This window comes from Amycolatopsis sp. NPDC051106, assembly GCF_040682775.1.
Classification (GTDB): domain Bacteria; phylum Actinomycetota; class Actinomycetes; order Mycobacteriales; family Pseudonocardiaceae; genus Amycolatopsis.
The window spans coordinates 102,306-121,306 of sequence record NZ_JBFBBQ010000019.1 but is presented as its reverse complement, the minus strand read 5'-3'; the positions used below and the strand labels follow the sequence as shown (position 1 = coordinate 121,306).

General features: G+C 71.7%; 17 protein-coding genes. 11 read left to right on the top strand and 6 right to left on the bottom strand.

Translation table 11 applies throughout. The annotated features are described in order from the left end of the window. Positions 1-224: 224 nt before the first annotated feature. From AB0M83_RS17555 to AB0M83_RS17545, 3 genes are all read right to left on the bottom strand, one after another. Positions 225-539, bottom strand: a complete 315-nt coding sequence (locus tag AB0M83_RS17555; RefSeq protein WP_364518138.1) for a hypothetical protein — start codon at positions 537-539, stop codon at positions 225-227. Positions 540-603: 64 nt separating this feature from the next. Continuing rightward, the gene (locus AB0M83_RS17550; RefSeq protein ID WP_364518136.1) at positions 604-900 is read right to left on the bottom strand and encodes a chorismate mutase; all 297 of its coding nucleotides are present in this window, start codon (positions 898-900) and stop codon (positions 604-606) included. Positions 901-1,058: 158 nt separating this feature from the next. After that, entirely contained in the window at positions 1,059-1,484 is a 426-nt protein-coding gene (locus AB0M83_RS17545) for a DUF1707 domain-containing protein (protein ID WP_364518134.1), read from the bottom strand. A gap of 148 nt (positions 1,485-1,632) precedes the next feature. Between AB0M83_RS17545 and pcrA the strand changes: the two genes are divergently transcribed. Next, positions 1,633-4,053, top strand: a complete 2,421-nt coding sequence (pcrA, locus tag AB0M83_RS17540) for a DNA helicase PcrA (RefSeq protein ID WP_364518132.1) — start codon at positions 1,633-1,635, stop codon at positions 4,051-4,053. 909 nt (positions 4,054-4,962) lie between these two features. Here the strand turns inward: pcrA and AB0M83_RS17535 are convergent. Then, positions 4,963-5,643, bottom strand: a complete 681-nt coding sequence (locus AB0M83_RS17535) for a M23 family metallopeptidase (protein ID WP_364518130.1) — start codon at positions 5,641-5,643, stop codon at positions 4,963-4,965. Positions 5,644-6,616: 973 nt separating this feature from the next. On the opposite strand from AB0M83_RS17535, the gene AB0M83_RS17530 reads away from it, so the two are divergent. The 9 genes from AB0M83_RS17530 to AB0M83_RS17490 all read left to right on the top strand — a co-directional run bounded on the left by AB0M83_RS17530 (position 6,617) and on the right by AB0M83_RS17490 (position 16,941). Next, entirely contained in the window at positions 6,617-8,767 is a 2,151-nt protein-coding gene (locus AB0M83_RS17530; protein ID WP_364518128.1) for a hypothetical protein, read from the top strand. Further along, a complete protein-coding gene (locus tag AB0M83_RS17525) occupies positions 8,757-9,089 on the top strand; it encodes a hypothetical protein (protein ID WP_364518126.1) in 333 nt (110 codons plus the stop codon). The genes AB0M83_RS17530 and AB0M83_RS17525 overlap by 11 nt, the downstream gene beginning before the upstream one ends. Before the next feature lie 118 nt (positions 9,090-9,207). Further along, positions 9,208-10,377 carry an ADP-forming succinate--CoA ligase subunit beta gene (gene sucC / locus AB0M83_RS17520; protein WP_285482417.1) on the top strand — a complete coding sequence of 390 codons (1,170 nt, stop codon included), beginning with the start codon at positions 9,208-9,210 and terminating at the stop codon, positions 10,375-10,377. A gap of 1 nt (position 10,378) precedes the next feature. Continuing rightward, positions 10,379-11,269: a succinate--CoA ligase subunit alpha gene (gene sucD, locus AB0M83_RS17515; protein WP_364518124.1), complete on the top strand. Its 891-nt coding sequence runs from the start codon at positions 10,379-10,381 to the stop codon at positions 11,267-11,269. A 208-nt stretch (positions 11,270-11,477) separates the two neighbouring features. Further along, complete coding sequence (locus AB0M83_RS17510; protein WP_364518122.1) at positions 11,478-12,263, top strand: DUF5336 domain-containing protein; 786 nt, start codon at positions 11,478-11,480, stop codon at positions 12,261-12,263. A gap of 143 nt (positions 12,264-12,406) precedes the next feature. Continuing rightward, positions 12,407-13,849, top strand: coding sequence for a DUF6350 family protein (locus AB0M83_RS17505; RefSeq protein WP_364518120.1), 1,443 nt, complete (start codon positions 12,407-12,409; stop codon positions 13,847-13,849). A gap of 77 nt (positions 13,850-13,926) precedes the next feature. After that, the gene (gene purN / locus AB0M83_RS17500) at positions 13,927-14,544 is read left to right on the top strand and encodes a phosphoribosylglycinamide formyltransferase (protein ID WP_364518118.1); all 618 of its coding nucleotides are present in this window, start codon (positions 13,927-13,929) and stop codon (positions 14,542-14,544) included. Beyond that, on the top strand, positions 14,534-16,093 hold the full coding sequence (purH, locus tag AB0M83_RS17495; protein WP_364518116.1) for a bifunctional phosphoribosylaminoimidazolecarboxamide formyltransferase/IMP cyclohydrolase: 1,560 nt from the start codon (positions 14,534-14,536) through the stop codon (positions 16,091-16,093). Before purN ends, purH begins: the two co-directional genes overlap by 11 nt. 89 nt (positions 16,094-16,182) lie before the next feature. Continuing rightward, entirely contained in the window at positions 16,183-16,941 is a 759-nt protein-coding gene (locus AB0M83_RS17490) for a hypothetical protein (RefSeq protein ID WP_364518114.1), read from the top strand. A 12-nt stretch (positions 16,942-16,953) separates the two neighbouring features. On the opposite strand, the gene AB0M83_RS17485 is transcribed toward AB0M83_RS17490, so the two are convergent. Together AB0M83_RS17485 and AB0M83_RS17480 are read right to left on the bottom strand one after the other, a co-directional pair. Then, positions 16,954-17,703 carry a hypothetical protein gene (locus AB0M83_RS17485; protein ID WP_364518112.1) on the bottom strand — a complete coding sequence of 250 codons (750 nt, stop codon included), beginning with the start codon at positions 17,701-17,703 and terminating at the stop codon, positions 16,954-16,956. Positions 17,704-17,857: 154 nt separating this feature from the next. Beyond that, positions 17,858-18,343 (bottom strand): GNAT family N-acetyltransferase, encoded by a 486-nt coding sequence (locus AB0M83_RS17480; protein WP_364518110.1) that lies wholly within the window; start codon positions 18,341-18,343, stop codon positions 17,858-17,860. A gap of 55 nt (positions 18,344-18,398) precedes the next feature. Between AB0M83_RS17480 and AB0M83_RS17475 the strand changes: the two genes are divergently transcribed. Then, on the top strand, positions 18,399-18,959 hold the full coding sequence (locus AB0M83_RS17475) for an HD domain-containing protein (protein WP_364518108.1): 561 nt from the start codon (positions 18,399-18,401) through the stop codon (positions 18,957-18,959). Positions 18,960-19,001: the final 42 nt, after the last annotated feature.

The window sequence follows — 19,001 nt, the reverse complement described above, 5'->3', positions numbered from 1 at the left end:
GCTAGGCCAGCAGGGGGCCGGGGGGCCGTCCCCCCCCCCGCCCTCCCGGGCTTCGCCCGACCCAGACGCAAGGGTCCTCACGGCGTCAACCCTAGGAGCATCCGGCGTAGAAAGTCGCCCCCAAACCTGCAAGTTGCAGAGGTTTCACTCGGTCGGGCGCGACCGAAAGGGGGAAGGTGACCCTACGCAGTCTCACGCAGCGCCATCAAGCCAGCTCAGGTGGTTCAGCCACCCGTGCGGTAACGGTCGCGAGTGGACTGCAGCGCCTTCGTCGCCACCACGCCGCTACCCGCCGCGACCAGGATCGCCACGATGTCGAGCGTCGATCCCCCGGCCGTGAGCAACCAGGCGAACAGCGAGGCCGCGGTGGTACCGCCGGCAACGGCCCAGCGGCCGCGGACGTACTGGGCGACCGGCGCGCCGCCGGCCCGCTTGCCCGCCGCGTTGTTCAGCATCGCCAGGTACCCCACATGGCCCAGCGCGGCCAGCACGCTCGCGAGCGCGACGATGACGGCGATGAGGTTCACGAGCCATTCCATGACGCCAGTCTGCCCGCAGCCGGGCCGTCCATGCCTCAGGGAAGACCCGGAATTCGGACAACCGTTACCGGCCGAGCCTGCCGCGGCCGAGGTTCAGCAGCGCCATCGCCAGCTGGCGGCCGTCCGGCCCCAGCTCGCGGTAGCGCGCGAGGACGTCCATCTCGCGGTTGTAGACGATCCGCGTGCCGCCGGCGGCCATGCGCGCGGCGCCGATCGTCTTGGACACCTCGACCCGGCGTTTCACCAGCCGCAGGATCTCCTTGTCCAGCCAGTCGATCTCCTGCCGGAGCGCCGCGATGTCGTCCCCGGCCGGGGTGTGCTCGGCGGGCTGGCCGTCGGCGTTCGTCGCTTGTGCGTTCATCGGGACCTCTCCCTCGGTGCCCGGATCCGGCCCCTGGGACGGCGACAGCCCCGGGTCCGTGGACTCCGGGGCTGGCGTGATGGCGGTTCGGGCACTACGCGATCACGGGAGCCGGAGTCCGGGTCCCGTAAAAAAATCGCTCTGCGTGCCGCACTGGTTCAGTATGGCACAGCCGCGCCGGGCCGCTCCCGGAACGAGCGCACCCTCGCATGAACGAAGAGGCTCACCGCGAGCCAGAAGATCGGGAACGCCGGCCAGAAGAAGCCGGCGCCCAGCACCGCCCAGCGGACGATCACCAGCACCGCGATCGCGACCACCACGGCGAGGTGCAGGCGCAGCGCCGGGTGCCGCCGCAGCGCGGCCCGGGTCAACGGGAAGCCGGGCCGGGCCGGCGCGGGCCTCGGCAGGTCGGCGGTGAGCGTCGTCAGTTCGTCGGTGAACCGCGCGTTGTAGACGTGGGTGAGGCGCTCTTCGACCTCTTCGAGGGTGAGCCGGCCTTCGGAGCCGGCGGACTGGACGGCGGTGGCGACGCGTTCGCGATCGGCGTCGGCGGCCCGGATGCGGGCGGTGCGGTTGTCTTCCATGCCGACCGATGCTCCGCGCGGCGGGCCCGCCGCGCGTCGGGCGCCAGGCGACACCTGCCGCTACGCCCGGCGCGGTAGCCCGCGCGGAACGGCCGCGCCGGCACGCTTCTGCCGGAGCCCCGCCCGCCCGGGGTAGCGTGGACAGACGATGGACACCCTCTTCGATCTCCCCGCCGAGACCCCCGCGCGCAAGCCCGCTTCCGGCGGGCAGGCCGATCTGCTCGACGACCTGAACCCGTCCCAGCGCGAAGCCGTCACCCACGCCGGTGGCCCGCTGCTGGTGGTCGCGGGCGCGGGATCGGGCAAGACCCGGGTGCTGACCCGCCGGATCGCCTACCTGCTCGGGCAACGCCGTGTGCACCCCGGCGAAATCATGGCGATCACGTTCACGAACAAGGCCGCCGCCGAGATGCGCGACCGCGTCGCCGCGCTCGTCGGGCGCCGCGCGAACGCGATGTGGGTGTCCACGTTCCACTCGATGTGCGTGCGGATCCTGCGCCGTGAAGCCAAGACACTGGACATGTCGTCGAGTTTCTCCATCTACGACTCGGACGACACCAAGCGGCTGATCACGTTGGTGGCACGGGATCTCGACATCGACCCGAAGCGCTACGCCGCCCGCACACTGGCCATCCACATCTCGAACCTGAAGAACGAGCTCGTCGACCCGGACGAGGCGGCGGCCAACGCGGCCAACGACCTCGAGCGCCGCGTCGCCGAGGTCTACGCCGAGTACCAGCGGCGGCTGAACCAGGCCAACGCCTTCGACTTCGACGACCTCATCATGCGCACGGTCTCGCTGCTGCAGGCGTTCCCGGACGTCGCCGAGTACTACCGGCGGCGCTTCCGCCACGTGCTGGTCGACGAGTACCAGGACACGAACCACGCGCAGTACACCCTGGTCCGCGAGCTGGCCGGGACCGCGCCGAACGATTCCGGCGTCGAGCCGGCCGAGCTGGTCGTCGTCGGGGACGCGGACCAGTCGATCTACGCCTTCCGCGGCGCGACGATCCGCAACATCGAGGAGTTCGAGCGGGACTTCCCGAACGCGCACACCATCCTGCTGGAGCAGAACTACCGCTCCACGCAGACGATCCTGTCCGCGGCGAACGCCGTCATCGAGCGGAACCCGAACCGCCGCGCGAAGCGGCTGTGGACGGACTCGGGCGACGGCGAGAAGATCGTCGGCTACGTCGCGGACAACGACCACGACGAAGCCGCGTTCGTCGCGGGCGAGATCGACGCGCTGGCGGAGAAGGGCGAAGCGGACTACTCGGACGTCGCCGTCTTCTACCGCACCAACAACCAGTCCCGCGTCTTCGAAGAGATCTTCATCCGGCTCGGCCTGCCGTACAAGGTCGTCGGCGGCGTGCGGTTCTACGAGCGGCGCGAAGTCCGCGACATGATCGCGTACCTGCGCGTGCTGGCGAACCCGGAGGACACGGTCAGCCTGCGGCGCGTGCTGAACGTGCCCAAGCGCGGCATCGGCGACCGCGCGGAAGCCGTCGTGGCGACGCACGCCGAGCGGGAGCGGATCTCGTTCGCGGCCGCGCTGCGGGACGCCGTCGAAGGCAAGGTGCCGCTGCTGAACCCGCGCTCGGTCAAGGCGATCGGCGGATTCGTCGGGATGCTCGACGAGCTCGGCGACCTGATCACCGCCGGCGCCGAGGTGCACGACGTCCTCGAAGCCGTGCTGGAGAAGACCGGCTACCGCGTCGAGCTCGAGGAGTCCGAAGACCCGCAGGACCACACGCGCGTCGAGAACCTGGACGAGCTCGTCACGGTGGCGCGGGAGTTCACCGAGATCACCGCCGAGGTCGTCGCGGACGAGAACGCCGAGCTGGTCGTGGAGCCCGGGGTGCCGGCGCCGGGATCGCTGCCGGCGTTCCTCGAGCGCGTGTCACTGGTGGCGGACGCCGACTCGGTGCCTTCGCCCGACGGCGGCGAAGAAGGCGACGGCGGCGCGGGCGTGGTCACGCTGATGACCGTGCACACCGCGAAGGGCCTGGAGTACCCGGTGGTCTTCTGCACCGGCTGGGAGGACGGCGTCTTCCCGCACATGCGCGCGCTGGGCGACCCGACCGAGCTGGCCGAGGAACGGCGGCTGGCGTACGTCGCGATCACGCGGGCGCGCAAGCGGTTGTACGTCTCGCGCGCGATCACGCGGTCGGCTTGGGGCCAGCCGTCGATGAACCCGGCTTCGCGGTTCCTCGACGAGCTGCCGGGCGACCTCGTCGACTGGCGGCGGCTGGAGCCCTCCAGCGCCGGGTTCGGTTTCGGGTCCGGCTCGCGGGGTGGCGGCACTCCGCGCGCGGCGACGACGTGGGGCGGGCGCCGGTCTTCTTCGTCGTCTTCCTCTTCCGGGACACCGTCTTTCGGCAAGGGCTGGAAGGACACGGTGGCGCTGAAGCTGGACGTCGGCGACCGGGTCAGCCACGACAAGTACGGCCTGGGCACGGTGATCTCGTGCGACGGCGTCGGCCCGCGCGCCACGGCGACGATCGACTTCGGCGCGGCGGGCAAGGTCCGCCTGATGCTGATCGGCAGCGTGCCGATGGTGAAGCTCTAATACCCGTCCGAGTGAACCCGGCGGCGATCCCGGCGATCGCCGCCGGAATCGTCGTACCCCACCGGTAGAACGGACCCCGTAATCGAACACGAGTTCGACGGAGGGGGTAAAGTGGTGTGGACGCGGTGCTGTTTCACCTGCTGGCCGAAGGGGTACAAAAACACCTGCGAGGAGTCCTGGGGTCAGTGGTTCCGGATCGGGGTCCGGACCCTTCGGGGGCTTCAGGAAACCCTTCGCGTGCGGGAGCGGAGGCGTGCCGGCTGGCCGCCGCCTGGCGAGCGCTGCTCAGGCAGCACGAGCTCGGAGCGGACGGGCGATGTGTCACCTGCGGCCGGGGACGCCGCTGGACGACGCGTCGTGCCGCGCGTGTCCGCTCCGCGGGGGGCGCAGGGGGAGCTGTGCCCTGGGGCTGGTTGCCGGTCCGGAGGTCCGCGGAGCTGTGCACGGTGTGGCAGGTCGCGGTGGCGTACTTCATCCGCCGCTTGCCGGGTGGGCGGCCTTAGCCGTTTCCGGGCGCTGAGGCGCTTTTCGGCGGCTTCGGCGGGGCCGGGCGCGGTCTCGGGTGTCCCGAGGGGCCTGGGGCGGCCTGGAGAGCTCTCGGCCGCGTCTCGCGGGCGTTCGTCGCCGGTTGCGCTGTGGCGGTCCGCGCGCATCACGGCTGCGGTTCACCGCTCCACGAAGGGAATCCGTCACGCTCGGGCTGTTATCGCGGCCGTGCGCTACTACGTGCTGTCTTTCGCGGGGGCTCGTGTGCCCCCGCGGTCTCGAAGTGCCGTGGTGTCCCGGCTGGAGCGGATGTCCGCCCGGGTGAGGGGCGTCGTCGGCCCTCGGCGGCGGATCATGGCTCTACAGCCGGGTTTCCCGGTGCGGTGGCGTGCCTTCGCGGGCCACCGGTGCGGAACGAACGGATCAGATGACGATGCCGCGCGCGGCCAGCCAGGGCCGGGGGTCGATCTTCTTGGTGCCGTTCTGCCACACCTCGAAGTGCAGGTGCGGGCCGGTGCTCTGACCGCGGTTGCCGATCTCGGCGATCTGCTGGCCGCACTTGACCTTCTGCCCCTCCTTGACGGAGAAGCTGTTCATGTGGCCGTAGACCTGGATCGTGCCGTCGTCGAGCTGCACCCGGACCCAGAGGCCGAAGCCGCTGGCGGGGCCGGCGTCGATCACGGTGCCGTCGGAGGCGGCGTAGATCGGGGTGCCGATGGAGTTGGCGATGTCGATGCCGAGGTGGCTCGTGCCCCACCGGGCACCGAAGCCCGAGGTGAAGGTGCCGTGGGCCGGCAGGCAGGTCTTGGGGCGAGCGGCTTCTTCGGCGGCCTTCTTGGCGGCGTCGGCTTCACGCTGCTCGCGGGCCTGGGTGATCGAAGCGCTGTCGGAAAGCTTCGCGGCCTCGGCGGAGGCGTCGACGGCGTGACCGGTGGGCAGGAGCTCGGGGGCGCCCCCGGTGCCCGCACCTCCCGCGGTGAGCGACGCACTGGCGTCCTGGCTGTTGGCCAGGGGCGTCACGGCGGTGTCGGAGTCGGTGACCGTCTTGAGGGTGGAGCCCGCAGCTGCGGCGGCGAACGCGCCGGCCGCCACCGCGGCGACCACGACACGGCCGCGAAGGGCCGAGGAGGGCGGGGCGATGCGGTGCGCACCCCGGACACGAACGACCGCACCTTCGAGTGCGTCCTTCAGTGCCGGGGAAGGAGCTTGGCCGCCGGGGGAGCGGTGTGAAGCCAAGACAGGGCCTTCCATCGTCGGGGAGCCGGGCCAGAGGACTGCGGGCGGGGGAACCCGGTGAGCCAACCTCGGGGGTGGTTCGCTCGTCGTCCTACTTCGTGACCTGACTGTAATGGGGACCCCGGGACAGTAACGAAGGGGTACCGCCGTAAGCAAGATCTGCCCTGCCGGGCGGCCGATCGGGTGGCGTGGATCTTGCGTCCACCTGTAGCAATTACGCAAAGTTAGAGAGGGTTTACTGCATTGGTTGTGACATGCCTTACAGCTCTTGCGGGCGGTTATGGACCGACGGCAGGCGTTTAGGGCTCAGGGCCCCGGAATAAGCGTTTGCCAGGGGATGTTCAAACATCTTCGACGTCTCGCAGCGGTCGGCAGCGGGCGCGAAGGCTTTGAGCCGACACCCGGCGAAGGCTCGAGAGTTGGCGTAAGTCGACCGTTCATCGACGCCCGCGAACCGCTCACCGACTCGCGCCGTGGTTGGGTTCGGATGCGCCCGGTTTGTCCGACTTCTCGGGCTTGCGCGCGGAGATTCACGCGTTACGTGTGACCGAGCCCTGCGTCCGACACGGTGATCAGTGGTTCGTTCGGTTCCGAGGGAGCCTCGGCCTCATCTTGCGCCGCTTCACCACTCGCGGGCGGTTCCCGTTCGCGTCGCTGCGCCGCCTCACAGTTCGCATTGCCGAACAAGCCGCACCCCTCGTCGACCTGCACCCCGACGGCCCGCATCCCCGGACAAGCCGCACCCCTCCTCGACCCGCGCTGTCCCACACGCCGCACCGCTCGCCGACTCGCGCCCCGCTGGGACCTCCCGCACCCGCCGGACTTGCTAGGTTCGCGGGCAATGCCCCCACGCTCAGAGCCCCCGACCGGGAGCACCCCCGGCTCCCCGGCCTCCCCGCAGGACCCCGCGGCCACCCGTCTCCCCGGCAAGCGGAAGCCTCCTCACGGACAGACTTCCCGGCAGGCTTCCGCCGAAACCACCGAATCGGCGAAAGCCCCAGTCGGGCGACCCCCCACCGACCCGGCGCAAGCCGGGCCTGCGGACGCGGCGAAGACCGGCGCCACCGGCGCAGCGACCGCTCGCACCGAGCCCGGTGGTGCAGCGAAGGCCGGGGCCGCTCGCTCGGCGACAAGCCGAGGCGAAGCCGCATCCGCGGATGCGGCGAAGGCCGGGCCGACCCGCGCGGCAAACGCCGAAACCAGCCCTGCGAGAACTCGCGCGGGGAGTGCGCAGCATGAGCCCGCCGACCCCACCCCCACCTGGGCCGAGGACACCACCCCCTCCCGCCCCCTGGCCATCGCCCTGGCCCTCGCCGCCCTCGGCGCCATCGCCCTCACCGCCGCGGCCGTCGTCCCCGTCTCCCCGGCCGCCGGCCCGGGGTTCACCAGCTGGCCGTGGCTCGCGATCCTCACGCTGATCCCCGTCGTCGCCGCCATCTGGACCGCTGCCGCTCACAAACCCGACCTCGCCAAGGGCCTCCTCCTGGGCCTGGCCGCCCTCGCTCCCGGCCGCCTCGTGCTCGACCTGCAGTTCGCCGTCAACGGACCCCTCACCATCCGGCCCGAGCTCTACTTCCCCGATCGCTTCATCGGCGGCTCGGCCGTCGGCGGCGGGTTCTGGTTGCTCGTCGCCGGGGAGCTGCTCACCGGGGTTGCCGGGGTCGTCGCCTGGCGGGCCGGGCGCACCGTCGAAGAACCCGAACGCCGGCGCTGGCGCCTGCTCGTCCCGCTGCTCGCCGTGACCGCCTCGGTCGGACTGCTCACCGCCCCCGTCGGCTCGGACAACGGCTTCCTGCTCGCTCGTGCCGCCTTCGAAGGGCCCTGGCCCGCCCTCGGCGGCTACCTGCTGCTCGCCGCCGCGCTGCCGCTGGCCGCCGCCCTCGCGCTCGCCTCTCCGTCCGAAAGCACCGCGAAAGGCACCCTGCTCGGCCTCACCGCCGCCGCCTTCGCGGTCGCCGCGCCGCCCGTGCTGGCCGGGCTCCTCCGGGACGATCTGCACGTCACCTGGGGGCCCGTCCTCGTGCTCGCGGCGACGGCCATCGCCGCCGGCCTCGCCTTCACGCGGCTCAGCGAAACACCGAAAGAAGAACGCGACGTCAAGGTCCCCGGCCTCTTCTGGTGGCGCCTCACGACCGGGTTGCTCGGCCTCGCCACCGCGGTCGCCGCCCTGGTCGGGACCTTCGCTCCGCAGGTCGCCGTCACCGCGCTCACCCCCGGTGCCGCCGCCCCGGTCAGCGCCGCCGCCGAAAGCCCCGCCCGGTGGTTCCTGCTCGTCGCCGCTCTCGTCGTCGCCGTCCCGGCGCTCGGGACGCTCCTCCCGAAGACCGCCGCGGGAGCGCGGCCGGTGCTCGGGCTCGCCTGGGCGGGGATCGTCCTGGCCGGCACCGCCGTCCTCAACACCGCCCTGACCGCCACCCAAGCCGGCAACCTCGCCGGGTTCGGCGGCGCGGACCTCGGCGGCACCTCCGGTGCCACCCCCGTCTTCACCTACGACCTCGGCGCCGGCGCCGCCTGGACGTTCGCCGCGCTCGTGCTCGCCGCCCTGGTCGCGCTCGCCGCCGCCGGGACCGGGGTCGTCGAACGCGAGGACGCCGACCAAGGCACCGAGGCGGGCACCAGCCTGCTCACCCCCGTCGTCGCCGGCGGGGTGCTGGCCGTCGCCGCGTTCGGGCTGCCCGTCTTCAGCGTGCCCGGCTACGTCGCGCCCGGCCTGTGGTCGAACTTCGACACCCCGTCGTGGGGGCTGCTGACCACCGTCGTGGTCGTCGTCGGCGCGGCCGCGCTGGCCCTGCGGTCGCGGCCCAGGCCCGCGGCCGCCCTGCTGGCCGGTGCCGCCCTGCTGACCGCGCTGCACGCCGCGGAGCTGCCGCTCGTCGGCGGCTCCCTCGGCGACGCGAGCCCGTCGACCGGCTTCTGGCTCGCGCTCGCTGCCGTGGTCGCGCTGCTCGTCGCGGCCGGCATGTCGGCCGCCGGGAGCCGCCGTGAGCCGTGAGCGGCCGCGGGTGCTCGTCGTCGAGTTCGCCCGCCCCGACCCGGCCGCCGTCGCGCTGGGCCGCGTGCTGCGCGACGAAGGCATGGAGGTCGTCCACGCCGGTCTGCTGGACACCGTCGACCAGATCGTCCGCACCGCCGAGCAGGAGGACCCGGACGCCGTCGCCGTGCTCGGCGAGCGGCCGCCGCCGGACCTCGAACAGGCGCTCGACCCCGTCCGCGTGGTCCCGCTCGACGCCGCGAAATCCCTCGAAGAAGCCGTAAAACTGCTCTCCGGTGGGCGGTCTCACACCGCGGGACCACCGTCTGACCGCGTACGGTGACCGACTTCACCAGGTGCGGAGTCCCCTGCGTCTACGCAGGTCGCTAACCTCGACTGGTCCGACAGCGCGGTCCGGTCGCGGACCACCTGCAGTGGCGTGTCGTCAGGAGACTGGAGTAGTGGACCTCTACGAGTACCAGGCGAGGGATCTCTTCGCCGCCCACGGAGTACCGGTTCTGCCGGGCTCGGTGGCTAGCACCCCCGAAGAAGCCAAGGCCGCCGCGGAGCAGATCGGTAACCAGGTCGTCGTCAAGGCGCAGGTGAAGGTCGGCGGCCGTGGGAAGGCGGGCGGCGTCAAGCTGGCCCAGACCCCGGACGAGGCGAAGGAGAAGGCGGAAGCCATCCTCGGCCTCGACATCAAGGGCCACATCACGCGTCGCGTGCTCGTGGCCGAAGCCTCGGACATCTCGTCCGAGTACTACTTCTCCTTCCTGCTGGACCGGTCCAACCGGACCTTCCTGGCGATGGCGTCGTCCGAAGGCGGCATGGAGATCGAGCAGCTCGCCGTCGAGCGCCCCGAGGCGCTCGCCAAGATCCCGGTCGACTCGATCGCCGGTGTCGACAAGGCGAAGGCGCTCGAGATCCTGAAGGCCGGCAACTTCCCGGCCGACATCATCGACGAGGCCGCCGACGTCGTCGTGAAGCTCTGGGAGACCTTCGTCTCCGAGGACGCCACGCTGGTCGAGGTCAACCCGCTGGTCCGCGACCCGCAGGACAAGATCATCGCCCTCGACGGCAAGGTCACCCTCGACGAGAACGCGGACTTCCGCCAGCCGGGCCACGAGGCCCTGGTGGACAAGGACGCGGAGAACCCGCTCGAGGCCAAGGCCAAGGCCAAGAACCTCAACTACGTCAAGCTCGACGGCCAGGTCGGCATCATCGGCAACGGCGCGGGCCTCGTCATGTCCACTTTGGACGTCGTGGCGTACGCGGGCGAGAAGCACGGCGGCGTGAAGCCGGCGAACTTCCTCGACATCGGCGGCGGCGCGTCGGCCGAGGTCATGGCGGCCGGGCTGGACGTCATCCTCAACGACACCGACGTGAAGAGCGTCTTCGTCAACGTCTTCGGCGGCATCACCGCCTGCGACGCGGTGGCGAACGGCATCGTCGAGGCCCTGAAGATCCTGGGCGACGAGGCCGCCAAGCCGCTGGTCGTCCGCCTGGACGGCAACAACGTCGTCGAGGGTCGCCAGATCCTGGCCGACGCGAACCACCCGCTGGTCACCGTGGTGGACACAATGGACAACGCGGCCGACAAGGCTGCCGAGCTCGCCGCGGCAGGTGCGTGAGATGTCGATCTTCCTGAACGAGAACAGCAAGGTCATCGTGCAGGGGCTCACCGGCTCCGAAGGCATGAAGCACGCGACCAAGATGCTGAAGTCCGGCACGAACATCGTGGGCGGCGTCAACGCCCGCAAGGCCGGCCAGACCGTCACCATCGAGGGCAAGGACCTCAAGGTCTTCGGCACGGTCGAAGAGGCGATCAAGGAGACCGGCGCCGACGTGTCGGTCATCTTCGTGCCGCCGAAGTTCGCCAAGGACGCGGTGGTCGAGGCGATCGACGCCGAGATCCCGCTGGCCGTCGTCATCACCGAGGGCATCCCGGTGCACGACTCGGCCTACTTCTGGGCGCACGCGGTCGCGAAGGGCGGCACGACCCGCATCATCGGGCCGAACTGCCCCGGCGTGATCAGCCCCGGCAAGTCGAACGCCGGCATCATCCCGGCCGACATCTCCGGCCCGGGCCAGATCGGCCTCGTGTCGAAGTCCGGCACGCTGACCTACCAGATGATGTACGAGCTGCGGGACATCGGTTTCTCCACCGCGGTCGGCATCGGCGGTGACCCCATCATCGGCACCACGCACATCGACGCCCTCGAGGCGTTCGAGGCGGACCCCGAGACCAAGGTCATCGTGATGATCGGCGAGATCGGTGGCGACGCCGAAGAGCGCGCCGCGGCCTACATCAAGGACAACGTGACGAAGCCGGTCGTCGGCTACGTCGCGGGCTTCACCGCGCCCGAGGGCAAGACCATGGGCCACGCGGGCGCCATCGTGTCGGGTTCCTCCGGCACGGCGGCCGCGAAGAAGGAGGCCCTCGAGGCCGCCGGCGTCAAGGTCGGCAAGACCCCGAGCGAGACCGCCGTCCTCGCGCGTGAGCTGTACAACAACCTCGGCTGATTCCGAGGGATAACTCCTGGTGAGGCCGGGCATCCGCAGGGTGCCCGGCCTTTCCGCGTTTCAGGACGAAACCTCCCGAGGTATTCACGCGTCTGATGGGCTGGTGGCCTGCGAGTGCGCTAGCGTTCTGCGCACACAAAGCCGCCTCGTCTTCCCCGGGTGTCCTCGTGCCCCGGAGTGCCGGTCGAACCGACAGGAGTGCATCCCGATGACCTTCCCCAGCGGTGGGCCTGGCTACCCCCAGCAGGGTGGCGGCCAGCAGCCCCCCGGACCGCCGTCCAGTGGCTTCCCGGCGCAGCAGCCGCCGCACTCCCACCAGGCGCCCTCGGGCGCCGCAGGCCTCACGCAGAACCTGCCGCTGCTGCTCGCGCTGGGCGTCGCGCTGTTCGGTCTCGTGCAGTACTTCCTCGGCTTCTCCGAGGCCGGCGACGTCGGCCTCGGGGGCGTCTTCCTGCTGGGTGGCGGTCTGCTCGCCGGGATGCACGCGCTGCCGAAGGGGCCGAAGACGCTGCCGTTCGCGGCGCTGTTCAGCGTCCTCGGCGCGCTCTACGTCTTGGACGCGCTGGTCGGGATGCAGACTTCGCCCGGCATCGTCACCGTCATCCTGATCCTGGGGATCCTGCAGATGGTCGCCGCGGTCGGCGCGCTGCTCCTCGAGTACGACGTCGTCAAGCCGCCGGCGCCGAAGCCCGCCGCGCCGTCCTACGGCGGCCAGTACGGCGGCCAGCCCGGCCAGCAGCAGCAGTACGGCCAGCCCGGACAGCAGTATGGCCAGCAGCAGCCCGGACACGGGCCCGGCCCGGCCGGCCAGGGCGGGGAGCCGTCGGGGGCGCCGTTCTCGCAGGGCCAGTACGGCTCGCCGAACCCGCCGTCGACCACGCCGCCGCCGGGGCAGCAGGCCACGACGTACGCCCCGCAGCAGGGCTCGTTCTTCCAGCAGCCGCCGTCGGACAACCCGGGCACGCCGCCCGGTGGCTTCGGCAAGTCGAGCTGACGCAGTCCCCGAAACACCCGCTGTGACGCTCTGTGTCACAGCGGGTGTTTTGCACTCCGGGGTTACTCGACCGGGTGGGTTAGCTTCCCCACGCCGGCCGGCGGCGGCGTGGCTCACCCGGTCGGACCAACGGGGATGTCAGGGTGCGGATCATGGACCTGCTCACCGACTCCCGTGAGGAGCCGGGGGGCGACCTCGAACCCGACGTCGTACTTTCCCGGGCGGCGCGGGTGCGGGTGTTGCTCGCCGCCGCCCTCGGCCCGCTGGTCACCGGCTACGCCGCCGTCGCGACCGTGCTGACGCTGGTGGCGCTCACCGCCCCGCGCACCGTCTTCCCCGGCACCGGCGTGCTGCTGGCCGCCGGGCCCGGCTGGCTCGCCGCGCACCAGGTCCGGCTCGACCTCGGCGTTCACCCGCTCGGCGTACTGCCACTGCTGCCGACGCTGGGCGCGCTCGCCCTGGCCGCGCGGACGGCGTCCGGCGCCGCCGTGCGCCTCGGCTGCCGGTCACCCCGCGAAGCGCTGTCGGTGTTCGTCACGATCACCGGCGCGCACGCGCTGTTCGGGCTCGTCATCGCGCTCTGCGCGCAGGGCTCGCCGGTGACGGCGAACCCGCTGGTCGCCTTCGCCGTGCCCGGGCTGCTCGCCGCGGCGGCCGCGGCGGTGGGCATCGTCCGGTGCTGCGGGCTGCCGGACTTCGTCGCCGAGCGTCTCGACCCCCTCGCCCTGCGCGGGGTCCGGGCCGGTGCGCTGGGCCTCGCGGTGCTGGTGGCCTGCGGCGCCGTGGTGTTCACCGTCGCGACCGCGCTGTCCTGGCGGACGGTCGCCGACATGTACGAGCCCGCGCTCGGCAGCAGTTTCGGGATGTTCCTGCTGTCGGTGCTGTACCTGCCGAACGCCGTGACGGCCGTGCTGTCGTTCGTCACCGGGCCCGGCTTCTCGATCGGCGACCTGAACGTCGGGATGTTCGGCTATCGCGGCGGTGCCGTTCCCGGCGTCCCGCTGCTGGGCGGGCTGCCCGAGCACCATGCGGCGTGGTGGCCGGCGCTGCTGGCACTGCCGGCGGCGACGGGCGTGCTCGTCGGCTGGACGCTGAGAAAGGTCGACGCGGACCCGGCGCAGCGCATCCGCGCGGTGGCGGTGGCCGGCGCGGTGGTCGCGCTCGGCTGCGTCCTGCTGGGGACGCTGTCCGGCGGGCGGCTCGGCGACGGCCCGTTCGACCCGGTGAGCGTCCCGGTCGGCGTCGCGTCGGTCGTCGCGTTCTGCTGGATCGTCATCCCGGGCTCGTTCGTCGCGTTCTTCACGGGCGAGCACGAGCCGCCGGCGCCGCCCGAAGCGCTCGAAGACAACGAAGCGTTCCAGGACGCCGAAGAGGTCGACGTCGACGAAGCAGCCGAAGCCGTCGAGGAACTCGAAGCGTCCGAAGCGTCCGAAGAGGACGAAGCCGCTGAAGAGTCCGAAGAGGCCGAGGAACCGGGCGAGGACGCTGCACTTTCACGTGAAAGTGCCGCCGCCGACGACGGCGAGGCTGTGACCGGAGGCACCGAGACCTGCGGCGACGTCGAGCCGGACGAGACCGACCGTTAGGGTTGACGTGACCTGGTGAAGCGCCGTGCGCCCGGCTGCGCACCGCCCGCGGCAAGGAGCCCGCTCTGTCTCAACGGTTGGACCTGCCCACTCCGGTGAAGCTCGTCGTCCTCGCGTCGGGTTCCGGCACCCTCCTGCAGGCGGTGCTGGACGCCACCGGGCGGTCCGGCTTCCCGGCCAAGGTCGTCGCCGTCGGCGCCGACCGCACCGGCATCGAGGCCCTGACCCGCGCCGAGCGCCTGAGCATCCCGTCGTTCGCGGTCCGCGTCGCCGACCACCCCGACCGCGCCGCCTGGGACAAGGCGCTGACCGAGGCCGTCGCGGCGTACCAGCCCGACCTCGTCGTCTCGGCCGGGTTCATGAAGATCCTCGGCGAACAGTTCCTCGGCCGGTTCACGGTGGTCAACACGCACCCGGCGCTGCTCCCGTCGTTCCCCGGGATGCACGCGGTGCGCGACGCGCTCGAGGCCGGCGTCAAGGTCACCGGCTCGACCGTGCACTTCGCGGACGCCGGGGTCGACACCGGGCCGATCATCGCCCAGGAAGCGGTCGTCGTGGAGCACGACGACACCGAAGACGTCCTGCACGAACGGATCAAGGCCGTCGAACGCAGGCTGCTGGTGGAAACGATCGAGCGACTCGGCCGCGGTGGCTGCACCGTGGACGGACGAAAGGTGACATTTCGTGAGCACTGACCTGGGACGGCGCCCGGTCCGCCGGGCGCTGATCGGCGTCTCGGACAAGGCGGGCCTGCTGGACCTCGCGACCGGCCTGCACGCGGCCGGCGTCGAGATCGTGTCCACGGGCGGCACGGCGAAGGCCATCGCCGACGCGGGTGTCCCGGTCACGCCGGTCGAAGACGTCACCGGCTTCCCCGAGTCGCTGGACGGCCGCGTCAAGACGCTGCACCCGAACGTGCACGCCGGCCTGCTCGCCGACCAGGGCAACCCCGACCACGTGGAGCAGCTGCGCAAGCTGGACATCGCGGCGTTCGACCTGCTGGTCGTGAACCTGTACCCGTTCGAGCAGACCGTCGCCTCCGGCGCGAGCCCCGAGGACTGCGTCGAGAACATCGACATCGGCGGCCCGGCCATGGTCCGCGGCGCGGCGAAGAACCACGGCAGCGTCGCGGTCGTCGTCGACCCGGCCCGCTACGGCTGGGTCCTGGAGCGCGTCGCCGACGGCGGCTTCGACCTCGCCGACCGCAAGCGCCTCGCCGCGCAGGCGTACGCCCACACGGCGTCCTACGACATCGCCGTCGCTTCGTGGTTCTCCAACGTGTACGCGCCCGCGGACGACTCCGGCTTCCCGGACTTCTCCGGCGTCAGCTGGGAACGCGGGGAAGTGCTGCGCTACGGCGAGAACCCGCACCAGCGGGCCGCGCTGTACAAGGGGCACCGGGCCGGCCTGGCGCACGCCGAGCAGCTGCACGGCAAGGCCATGTCCTACAACAACTACGTCGACACCGACGCCGCCCGGCGCGCCGCGTTCGACTTCGACGCGCCGGCCGTCGCGATCATCAAGCACGCCAACCCGTGCGGCATCGCGGTCGGCACCGACATCGCCGAGGCGCACCGCAAGGCGCACGCGTGCGACCCGGTTTCGGCCTACGGCGGCGTCATCGCGACGAACCGGCCGGTCAGCCGCGAGGCCGCGGAGCAGATCGCCGAGGTCTTCACCGAGGTCGTGCTGGCGCCGGACTTCGACGCAGAAGCCCTGGAGATCCTGCAGCGCAAGAAGAACATCCGGCTGCTGAAGCTGCCGGAGATCGCGCCGTCGCCGGTCGAGTTCCGCCAGATCTCCGGCGGCGTGCTCGTGCAGACCGTCGACGCGATCAACGCGCCCGGCGACGACCCGGCGAACTGGCAGCTGGCCACCGGCACCCCGGCCGACGAGCAGACCCTGCGCGACCTCGAGTTCGCGTGGCGCTCGCTGCGCTCGGTCAAGTCGAACGCGATCCTGCTCGCCGCGGACGGCGCGACCGTCGGCGTCGGCATGGGCCAGGTCAACCGCGTCGACTCGTCGCGGCTCGCGGTGTCGCGGGCGGGCGACCGGGCGAAGGGTTCGGTGGGCGCGTCCGACGCGTTCTTCCCGTTCCCGGACGGCCTGGAGGTGCTGGTCGAGGCGGGTGTGCGCGCGATCGTGCAGCCGGGCGGCTCGGTCCGCGACCCCGAGGTGATCGCGGCCGCGGAGAAGGCGGGCGTCACGATGTACCTGACGGGGACGCGCCACTTCGCGCACTAACCGCTTTCGGGGGCTCCGGGTGGCGGAGCCCCCGGCCCCGGGGCGAAGCCCCGGATGTCACTGACCCGCGCTTCGAGAGGGAGGGCTCGATGCAGCAACCACCGCCGTACGGACCGGGGCAGCCGGGTTACGGGCAGCAGGGGCCGTATCCCCAGCAGCCCGGCTACCCGCCGCCCGGGTACCCGCAGGGACATCCGCAGCAGGGATATCCGCCCCCGGGCTACGGCGGGCCGATGCCGCCCCCGAAGAAGAAGCGGACCGGGCTGATCCTCGGGATCGCCGGTGCGGTGGTGGTGCTGCTCGGCGCGGGCATCCCGCTCGGCATCTTCGCGAGCGACTACTTCGCGAGCACCGGCGCGGCACCGTCGCCGTCGCCGGTGCCCGCCGAGTGCCAGGTCCCGGCGGCGGTGCTGGAGAAGGCGGGCTTCCCGAGCTTCGCGCTGGGCGGCCCGGGCACCGCGAACGTGCCCGGCTTGAAGCAGGTCAACTGCAGCTGGAAGCCCGGCCCCGACGAGAACGTCCGCGACGCCACCCTGAGCGTCCGGATCACGGGGTACTCCGGGGAGAACGCGCGGGATTCGGCGAACCACCTGTACCAGCCGATCGACCCGGCGGTCCCGCCGACCGAAGTGAAGGGCATCGGCGACAAGGCGGTGCTGGTCCGGCTGGTCACCAAGAGCGCGTTCAGCGGTGCCGAGCTGCACGTCATGAAGGGCACGACGGTCGTCATCGTCGAGGTGTCCGGCTGGGACAAGGGGTTCTTCTCGAACTCGCCGATGCCTCAGCAGGAGGCCGACGAAGCGGTGAAGGCGGTCGGCGCCGAGGTCGTCAAGAAGCTGGGGCGCTAGCGACGGCGCCGGTCACGCGGGCGCGGGCAGCGTCTTGCAGAGCGCGACCGGGAACTTCGGATCGGCCGCCCGGATCTCCGGGCAGCCGGCCGTCTTGACCTGCGCGAACGACGTCCAGCCCGTGTCGCTCCAGCGGAAGACCGCGCGGGCGGGCGGGTCGGTCTGGTGCACCAGCAGGTCGAGGACCAGCCACTCCGGGGCGCAGACGCGGGTGGTGCCCGCGTTCTGGGCGCCCGTCGCGGACACCGCGGCGCCGATCCAGGCCGGGTCGCAGTGGTCGGCGGGCGGGGCGCAGGTGCCCTGGGGCGCGCAGTGCCCCCAGCCGGCGCCGAGCTTGTGCCAGGCGTTGCCGTTGTCGCCGTTGAGGATCACGGTGCGGTCGGCGAGCGGGGTGGCCGTGGCCAGCAGCAGCTCGGCGCCCACCTTGTCCTGACAGCCGCCGGACGCGGGCCGGGTCGAGTAGACGACGTCGGCGCGGACGTCGGTCTTGGTCTCCACGACCTGTTCGATGCGCGGCTCCCGGACGCAGCCGGGGTCCTTGCCGGGCAGGGCGACCTGCACGAACAGGCTGGTTTCCTCCGGGCCGGGGCGGATCCCGGTGACGTCGGCGCGGAACGAGCGCCACTCCGCGCCCATCGTCGTCGGCCCGGGGGCCGCGGCTTTGGCGCCGGGCACCCCGCCGCCCGCCGTGAGCACGACGGCCAGCACCGCACCCGCGGCGACCAGCGCTCCGGCGACCCACAGAACCGGCCGTTTGGTCATCGCTCCACCCCCAGAAGTCCACCGGGGAATCTAGCCGACGCCGCAGCGTCAGGCGGGCGGACCGGGTTTTTACTGATCCGACCGAAAGCAGGCCGATCCCCCGAGTGGCACGAAACCGTTGCTACGAAGTCATTCGGCCGTGACTGTGGTCGGATCAGTAACGATCGGCACAGTAGCGCTGTGTGACTTCTTTCTCCAGGTACACCGCGCCGCTGATGTGGCCGCCGGCCTCGGGTGCGTCGGTGAGCCGGTAGCCCGCCCGCTGGTAGAGCGTGATGTTGCGGGTGCTGCGGGCACCGGTGAACAGGGCGAACCGGCGCGCCTCGGCGGGGACGTGCGATTCGGCGTGTTCGAGCAGCTTCCGGCCGAGCCCCCGGCCGGCGAGATCCGGCGCGACCATCAGCCTGCCGAGTTCCCAGCAGTCGCCTTCGAGGCGGGCGCGCACCGCGCCGACCAGCCGGTGGTCCTCGCGCAGGACCCACACCGACCAGGTCTTCGTCCAGTCGCGGATGTCCTCGAGGGTTTCGTGCAGCGCGGGGATGTCGAGGGTGTCGTTGAGGACGGCCTCCTGGACCCAGCAGCAGCGTTGCAGGACGAGCAGTTCCGGGCAGTCTTCGGGCCGGACTTCGGTGAGCTCCACGCGGATCTGTCTAGCGACCGGGGCTCGGCGCGGGCAACTTCATTACCTTGGCGGGGTGACCGGTCTGCTGCGTGCCGCACTGGATGCCCCCGGATACGCCCCGCTGCCTTCGAGGGCACGAGAGCTGGTGGAGACGCTCGGTGCGCCGCCGCGGCTGGGCGCGCACCTGCGCGTGGTGCACGACGTCGCGCTTTCCCTGACCGGCTGGGCGGCGCAGCGCGTTTCGTTCGATGCGGCCGCGGTGCTCTTCGGCGCGGCCACGCACGACATCGGGAAGATCCTGCACCCGGCGGAGCTGTCCGGTCCGGGGTCGGCGCACGAGCCGGCCGGGTATGCGTTGCTGGTGTCGCACGGGGTCTCCGAGGACCTGGCGCGCTTCGCGCGGACGCACGGTTCTTGGTCCGCTCCGGACGTCACGGGCGAGGACCTGCTCGTCAGCCTGGCGGACAAGGTGTGGAAGGCGAAGCGGGTGCCGGACCTGGAGGAACGGGTCATCGCCTGGCTCGGCGGCCCGGCGTGGGAGACGTTCATGGCCCTGGACGACGAGCTCTCGCGGATCGCTTCGGAGGCCGATTCGCGGCTGGCGTTCCAGGGTTCGTACCCCACTAGTGGGTGACTTGACACCTCCGGTGGTTCGCGGTTGACTTGTCCATGTCGA

Bases quoted from the DNA above. Each gene is read 5' to 3' on its own strand.
- AB0M83_RS17545 (WP_364518134.1), bottom strand. From the start codon at position 1,484: ATGGAAGACAACCGCACCGCCCGCATCCGGGCCGCCGACGCCGATCGC.
- sucD (WP_364518124.1), top strand. From the start codon at position 10,379: ATGTCGATCTTCCTGAACGAGAACAGCAAGGTCATCGTGCAGGGGCTC.
- AB0M83_RS17555 (WP_364518138.1), bottom strand. From the start codon at position 539: ATGGAATGGCTCGTGAACCTCATCGCCGTCATCGTCGCGCTCGCGAGC.
- AB0M83_RS17530 (WP_364518128.1), top strand. From the start codon at position 6,617: ATGCCCCCACGCTCAGAGCCCCCGACCGGGAGCACCCCCGGCTCCCCG.
- AB0M83_RS17485 (WP_364518112.1), bottom strand. From the start codon at position 17,703: ATGACCAAACGGCCGGTTCTGTGGGTCGCCGGAGCGCTGGTCGCCGCG.
- AB0M83_RS17490 (WP_364518114.1), top strand. From the start codon at position 16,183: ATGCAGCAACCACCGCCGTACGGACCGGGGCAGCCGGGTTACGGGCAG.
- AB0M83_RS17510 (WP_364518122.1), top strand. From the start codon at position 11,478: ATGACCTTCCCCAGCGGTGGGCCTGGCTACCCCCAGCAGGGTGGCGGC.
- pcrA (WP_364518132.1), top strand. From the start codon at position 1,633: ATGGACACCCTCTTCGATCTCCCCGCCGAGACCCCCGCGCGCAAGCCC.
- AB0M83_RS17550 (WP_364518136.1), bottom strand. From the start codon at position 900: ATGAACGCACAAGCGACGAACGCCGACGGCCAGCCCGCCGAGCACACC.